Consider the following 7,049-nt stretch of genomic DNA (forward strand, 5'->3'; position numbering starts at 1 on the left):
AACATGAAGATGGATCAAGGGACGAAGATGGATCCTAACATGAAGATGGATCAAGGGACGAAGATGGATCCCAACATGAAGATGGATCAAGGGACGAAGATGGATCGCTCTATGACCATGCCAACTGAACCATCTATCATAGGCGATAAGATAGAGTCACTTGATTCGGCAAAGGCCACCACCATAGGAACCAAATATCAAGAGTTAAAAGCCGCAGTAAAAACCAACAATCCTAATAAACCAGTCGATGGGATTATTAAAATGGAATTGTTTGGTTACATGGACCGTTATATTTGGTTTATTAATGGCCTACCTGAATACAAGGCCAAACCGATTCTGATTGAGCCAGGAAAGCGTTATCGGATTATTTTTACCAACAATTCGATGATGCGTCATCCCATGCATATTCATGGTCATTGGTTTATTTTACGCAATGGTCATGGATCTTACGATCCGTTATTGCATACCATTGAGGTGGCTCCAGGTGCTACTGCCGTTGCCGATTTTGATACCGAGGCCAGCGGCCAATGGTTTTTTCATTGCCACCATCTTCTGCACATGACGGCGGGCATGGCGCGCGTATTTCAATACACTACCATCATCGAGATTGCCAACGGCACTCGAAAGCCAGAGAATTACGCTGTTCAGCAAGCCTACATCAATCGACCTATCGTAAGAGAAGACGAAGTCATGCCATTGGATGCTTCACTCATCAAACACCCCGCAGGGCATCATCAAGGCTTTTATCGCTCAAGCTATATCGAGCTGGGTGAAGATCCTTTTCATAATGCTCAGGAAATGTCTTTTAGAGGCCTCTATGGCCCAGATTACAATAAGCTCCAGCTGTATACTGAGGATGCGGAAATTTATAAAGGATCCGTTGAAAATGCGGACATCGATGTGTTCTATTGGCATTTGATTAGTCAATTTTGGGCCATTAAAGGTGGGGTCAATTATTTTTATCGCCCGGGAGGACCTTATTGGCAACCCGGTATTGGGATTGAAGGAGTGATGCCTTATTACATTGATACCAACATTAGAACGTATTACCGGGATGGCAGTGTGAAATTTGACATTCAGTTAGCGCGGGCTACTCAGCTGACCAATAACTTCTTCTTCCTAACAGGACTTCGCAGCATTCTGGCCACTCATACCGTGGTCAAGAATGAGATTGGCAATGGCTTAAACCAAATGCGTTATATCCTTAGACCTTATTATCGTCTTAAGCCAGGGCTTAGTATTTTTACAGAGTACGAACATGATGAAGAGTATGGTGCTCTTAAGCGGATTCTTCGAAGCCAGGGAGAGGCTACCACTCAAAATACACTAACTTTTGGGGTCGCTGTACTTTTTTAAGCAGGCGCTTTCTTGCTTATTGGGTTGAAATTATTTTTGAGTTCAGGCTTGGGATAATGAATGGTTTTTTCTGAAGAAACCTCGTGAATGCACTAATTGGAGGAATGTATGTACTTAGATGCTCTTTCACGGCTTGATAAAGCCGCTTCATTTTGTCGTATTGACCCAGAAGCTTTGGAGAAACTTAAACACCCTAAATCCTGTCTGGAAGTATCTCTCCCGGTTCGGATGGATAATGGTGAATTAAAAATTTTTCCAGCTTATCGAGTCCATCATAATAACAGCCGCGGCCCTATGAAAGGCGGCATACGTTTTCATCCGAAATTGGATTTAGACGAGATGAAAACTCTTGCATTATGGATGACAATAAAATGCGCTGTCGTTGACATCCCCTTTGGTGGCGCAAAAGGCGGGGTAATTGTTGATCCAAAACAGTTATCCCGCATGGAGTTGGAGCGGTTAAGCCGAAGCTACATTGAGTTAATAGCGGATTTTATTGGGCCAGACAAAGACATTCCTGCTCCTGATATGTATACCAATGAGATGATCATGGGCTGGATGATGGATGAGTATGCCACCATTGTTCGGAAAAATAGTCCAGCGGTAATCACAGGCAAGCCTATTCCTTTGGGAGGGAGCTTTGGGCGTGAGGGTGCGACCGGTCTAGGTGCCTACTATTGCATTAAAATTCTTGAAAAAAAGAAAAAATGGCAGTCTTCTAAGCTACGAGTTGCTGTTCAAGGATTTGGTAATGCTGGACAAAGTATCGCTAAGCTGCTTTACGACAATGGCTATAAAATTGTTGCGATAAGTGATTCGAAAGGAGGCATTTATAATACCAAAGGCATCGATATACCTCGCATGATTGAAATAAAAAACAACTCTAAAGAACTGCAGTCTATCTATTGCAAAAAGTCTATTTGTGATCTTGCGAATGAAGCTATAATTACGAATGAAGAATTATTGGAACTCGAGGTCGACTTACTTATCCCAGCTGCTGCACAAAATCAAATTACCCAAGAAAATGCAGCCAGAATTAGGGGTTAATTCCATCTAGCGCTGGTTTATCAGCATGACCCGCTATAACCCTTATGCAGCAAGGCTTATAGAGCCAGCATTGATGGTTTCATCGTCAAACAGTAATTTCGCAACCTCATGAATATTAATAGTTTTTTCTGATTTGCAAAATGTAAATGTACCAACATATTAAAATGTTGCCAACAGGAGATAACCTTTTAATGCTCGGTAGGATTTGGTAAGTGTTCATCGGTATGGTCTTAGTGAACTAATCTACAACGCGGACATGTCAAATTTCGCAGGTGGCGTATTATGTGAATAATCAACCTTCCCATTATTATTAATTGATTATTCAATCCAACGATCTGTCATACCCCATATTTTTTTTAAATTTAAGTAATCGCAAGCCATTAGCAACAACAATAAGACTAGCCCCCATGTCTGCAAATACGGCCATCCATAAGGTCGCTAAACCAACCAATGCCATAATAAAAAAAACAAATTTGATTGCAAGTGATAAACTGATATTTTGCCGCAGCACTTGTACTGTTTTGCGGCTTAAATCAATAAATAAAGGCAGCATCGCTAAATCATCATTCATAAGAGCCACATCAGCGGTTTCCAAGGCGGTACCAGTTCCCTTGCCCATAGCAAAGCTAATGGTGGCTTTTGCTAGAGCCGGCGCATCATTGATTCCATCTCCTACCATACCAACAGTATGGTAACTGGCCAGTAATTCATTCATCGCATTAAGTTTCTCTGTAGGCAAGACATTAGCATTGACATCATCAATCCCCACTTCATTGGCAATGGCTGCCGCGGTAACTGCATTATCTCCAGTCAACATTACTGTTTTGATACCCCGTTGATGCAACGATAGAATAGCTAACTGGCTGGTCGGGCGAAGCGTATCAGCTACGGCAAAAATGGCTAACACCGCTTTAGTAGTACTTAAAATAACCGTTGTTTTTCCTTCTTTCTCTAACTGTTCCAGCTGTTTTTCGATATCAGAATTACAAACCTTATTGTCTTCTGCTAGTTGATGGTTCCCTATATAATATAGTTCGTTATTAATAATCCCCATAACCCCACGACCAGGAAGGGCTTCAAATTTACTTACAGTTGCTAAAGTAGTCATAGGTTGTTCCTGGTGCCAGTATTCAACCAATGCATGGGCAACAGGATGTTCAGAATGACTGTCGAGACTTGCGGCTAAGAGCAATAAATCGCTTCTTTTATGTGTGTTTTGATAGTCTATAAAATCGGTGACTACAGGTTTTCCTTCTGTAAGGGTTCCTGTTTTATCCAGCGCAATGAGCTTTAATTGATAACCCATTTCCAAATAACTTCCTCCTTTTATAAGAAGACCGTGATGTGCTGCCGCAGACAATCCACTGACTACCGTAACCGGGGTTGATATTACCAGCGCGCAGGGGCAAGCAATCACGAGTAAAGTAAGGGCTTTATAGATCCATTCGTAAAATGGATACCCCAATAGAAGTGGCGGAATTAACGCAACTGCCACAGCGATTAATACCATAATAGGCGTATAATACTTGGCAAATTGATCAACAAATCGTTGGGTTGGCGCGCGCTCAGCTTGTGCTTGCTCTATTGCTTTACCAATTTTTGCTAATAGAGTATCGCCGGATTCTTTGCTTACGTTTACTTCAAGCGAGCCACGCTCATTGAGTGTTCCAGCAAAAACACTGTCGCCAACTTGTTTACTTATGGGCATGGACTCACCCGTTATGGGCGCCTGATTAACACTACTTTGTCCAGAGACAACAATACCATCTAACGGAATGCGTTCACCAGGTTTAACACGGATAATGGTACCGGGTTTTATGCCTTCAACAGGTAATTTTTGCCATGTGCCCGCTGCTGTTTTAACAGTTGCTTCATCTGGTGCAATTTGCAATAGGCTTCGAATGGCTAATCGCGCTTTGTCTAATGAATAGCGTTCAATTCGTTCTGCTAATGCAAAAAGAACGGTCACCATCGCTGCTTCCGGCCATTCGCCAATGAGTATTGCCCCTGTAATTGCAATGAACATTAAGCTGTTAATGTTCAGAGTTTTAGAACGTAAAGCAAACAAGCCTTTCTTAAATACTGTTGGTCCACTGATTACTATCGCTGCTAAAGCCATTACCCCAACCCAAAGGGATTGCTCTGTTTGGTATAAATAAGCCATTCCCTCGGAGATAAGGGCCAACATCCCTGCTGTCGTAATCCATAGCCAGGAATTATCATGTCCTATTTTTGCAGCGCTGCTGTTACTAACACTGCTTTTGATACTGACACGCATTCCTAATGTTTCTATTTGTGCTTTAAGTGACTCAATGCTATCCAGAGAATGATAAATAGTGACTTCTTCACCAATGAAATTGAAATCCATTTTTTCAATTTCAGGAATGGTTTGGAGTTGACGGCGTATCATTTGTTCTTCGGTTGGACAATCAAGCCTAGCAACTAAAAACGTGGTTACGTTTGTAGGTTTTGTCATAACACGTTCCTTTATAATTTCTATATATATATTAATGCTAAAAGATTAATTCTTTAGCTGGTGAATTTAATTAAATAAAAACATATTGTTTATTTAGGTTTCATTTATTTTTTGCAGTTAAATAAACCACTTGAAGCGACTTGATGAATCAAAGAATAAGCCACTTCAGAAGATACTACCATTCATCATAAAACATACTATATCGATACAGTTATCATTTGTTAAACACTGGATTTTCATTATGTCGTTAACCCTATTACAAGAAGTCATCTTTAATAAAGATCCGTATTTACAGAGCGCTCAGTACTCGTTCAAGTCGACTTCTTACTTCGCTGGCAACCTGATTGATTTCAGGATTACCGACTAATTCTAATACTGCTTGTGGATCCATAAATTCAACAAATACATTGGCTGAATTATCCTGTCGTACAACTACATTACAGGGTAGCAGCAATCCAATAGACGGCTCCTTCTCTAATGCATGATGGGCGAATTGTGGATTACATGCACCTAGAATCTGATAGGGGGGCATATCTTGATCTAACTTTTTTTTCAGAGTTTCCGACACATCTATTTTTGTAAGAACTCCAAACCCTTCTTTTTGTAATTCCATTGTAACTTTCTCAATTGCAAGCTCAAAGGAGTACGATACTTTTTTTCCAAATCCATATTTGATGTGTTTCATTTTATCCCCTTGCTCTCGTTACCAGATAACTTTAGTTATTCAATTCCCCATTAAAGAACAATTCAATATATTTCTTGTACAGTTTAGCATATTTTATTTTTTGATTAGATAGATAAGAGTCATCCCCTTTATTAAGGGGCTTGGGGAACCAACCGACTTAAGTCGGACTACGTTGGATTTTCAAATAAAATAGAGTCCAACAGCAAATACAACATAAAATAGTCCAAAATATGATAACCGAAGACCAGTTAAAGCGCTTTTTCGTAACAGGAGGTATAAACCTAAAATAGATACCATGGTTATGACTGCTCCCCATATTGAAGCATTATCAAGAATCCATGGAGTGAAAAAAATTCCTAACGCACTAGGTACAGTAGCTTGAATCATCATTGCTCCACTGATATTGGCAAGAGCCAGTATTTGTTTTCCCTGGCGAACCCAAATTACGGCATTCATAATTTCAGGGAGTTCTGTTGCTATAGGGCTTAAAAGTAAGGCCACCATCTGAGGAGGCAACCCAAGACTTGGACCAATGATTCCGAGCTGATGAACAAATATATGTGAACTAATAAAAATGACAATTAAGGAAAGTATAGTTTGTAACAATGCCCAGGTTTGTGAAGGATTATTATCATAGGGTCTTATTTTTAAAGGCTCCATAAAATCCAAATGTTCGGGATCATCTGTTCCTTTCATTTCCTGCCTAACATAAAGAGCATAAGCTACCAGAAATCCTATTCCAAGCCATGGTTTGAATCCAAAAGCAAATAGCCCAATTGCTATTTTACATATGAATATTTTCATAAACCACATTTGATCATATCCAAGACGCAGTTCAGTAGTTTTTGATAAAATTCGTTTTCCATTATTGCTTTTTGTAGTAATAAAGATCCATCCTACAACAGCATAGGCAATAGTTGCCAAAACTAATGGGCCACCAATCGCCGCACCTACACCAATTTCTTTTTGTGCAGGAGTAGTGCCAAAAACCACCGCTACAAAAGTCACTACGCTCTCAGGAAGTGCCGTACCAAATGCGGCTAAAATGGTGCCGGTCGCGTTTTTAGTCACATTAAATTTATGGCCGACCCATTCAATCCCGTTAACAAAAAACTCACAGGATAAATAAATAAAAACAGCTGAAATGAGTAACAACAAAACTGTAATAATCATTTATAGGTAATTCCCTTAATGAAACTGCTTAATGTAATTATTTTGCGTCTTTAAACCCAATTGGTACGCATCTAAATTTAAGGTACTTATATAAGGTTGGTTTCGAAATGCCTAATTGCAGAGCTATTTTTTCAGAAGTTAATTCGCCTTGGCGATAAAGTGCTTCAGCTGCACATGCTTTTTCAGTAGCTTGTTTGGTAAGTCCTTGAGGCCGACCACCTGGGGTTTGGGGAAGCATTTTACAGAATTCGCAGGTCTTAATTTAACATTATGAATTTAAAGGTTATTTTCCAAACTTCTAAAATTCAATTT

Annotated in this window: 5 protein-coding genes and 1 pseudogene; 2 read left to right on the plus strand and 4 right to left on the minus strand. The window is 40.0% G+C overall.

Features of this window, described 5'->3' with window-relative positions:
• Both E1P08_RS16935 and E1P08_RS16940 read left to right on the plus strand, forming a co-directional pair.
• Positions 1 to 1,356, plus strand: a 1,356-nt coding sequence (locus E1P08_RS16935; protein WP_242602518.1) for a multicopper oxidase domain-containing protein, incomplete at its 5' end; no start/stop codon positions are given.
• A 108-nt stretch (positions 1,357 to 1,464) separates the two neighbouring features.
• Positions 1,465 to 2,397: pseudogene (locus E1P08_RS16940) on the plus strand (Glu/Leu/Phe/Val family dehydrogenase); the annotation flags it as partial.
• 328 nt (positions 2,398 to 2,725) lie between these two features.
• Here E1P08_RS16940 and E1P08_RS16945 read toward each other — a convergent pair.
• From E1P08_RS16945 to E1P08_RS16960, 4 genes are all read right to left on the minus strand, one after another.
• Positions 2,726 to 4,879: a heavy metal translocating P-type ATPase gene (locus E1P08_RS16945; protein WP_133138121.1), complete on the minus strand. Its 2,154-nt coding sequence runs from the start codon at positions 4,877 to 4,879 to the stop codon at positions 2,726 to 2,728.
• A gap of 289 nt (positions 4,880 to 5,168) precedes the next feature.
• Positions 5,169 to 5,564 carry a DUF302 domain-containing protein gene (locus E1P08_RS16950; protein ID WP_133138122.1) on the minus strand — a complete coding sequence of 132 codons (396 nt, stop codon included), beginning with the start codon at positions 5,562 to 5,564 and terminating at the stop codon, positions 5,169 to 5,171.
• A 180-nt stretch (positions 5,565 to 5,744) separates the two neighbouring features.
• Positions 5,745 to 6,737 (minus strand): sodium:calcium antiporter, encoded by a 993-nt coding sequence (locus E1P08_RS16955; protein WP_133138123.1) that lies wholly within the window; start codon positions 6,735 to 6,737, stop codon positions 5,745 to 5,747.
• Between the two features lie 37 nt (positions 6,738 to 6,774).
• A complete protein-coding gene (locus tag E1P08_RS16960) occupies positions 6,775 to 6,975 on the minus strand; it encodes a helix-turn-helix domain-containing protein (protein WP_133138124.1) in 201 nt (66 codons plus the stop codon).
• Positions 6,976 to 7,049: the final 74 nt, after the last annotated feature.

The sequence above is a fragment of the Legionella rowbothamii genome (genome assembly GCF_900639985.1).
GTDB classification, from domain to species: domain Bacteria; phylum Pseudomonadota; class Gammaproteobacteria; order Legionellales; family Legionellaceae; genus Legionella; species Legionella rowbothamii.

Excerpts from the sequence above, each read along its gene's own strand:
- E1P08_RS16945 (WP_133138121.1), bottom strand. The coding sequence starts at position 4,879 with ATGACAAAACCTACAAACGTAACCACGTTTTTAGTTGCTAGGCTTGAT.
- E1P08_RS16950 (WP_133138122.1), bottom strand. The coding sequence starts at position 5,564 with ATGAAACACATCAAATATGGATTTGGAAAAAAAGTATCGTACTCCTTT.
- E1P08_RS16955 (WP_133138123.1), bottom strand. The coding sequence starts at position 6,737 with ATGATTATTACAGTTTTGTTGTTACTCATTTCAGCTGTTTTTATTTAT.
- E1P08_RS16960 (WP_133138124.1), bottom strand. The coding sequence starts at position 6,975 with ATGCTTCCCCAAACCCCAGGTGGTCGGCCTCAAGGACTTACCAAACAA.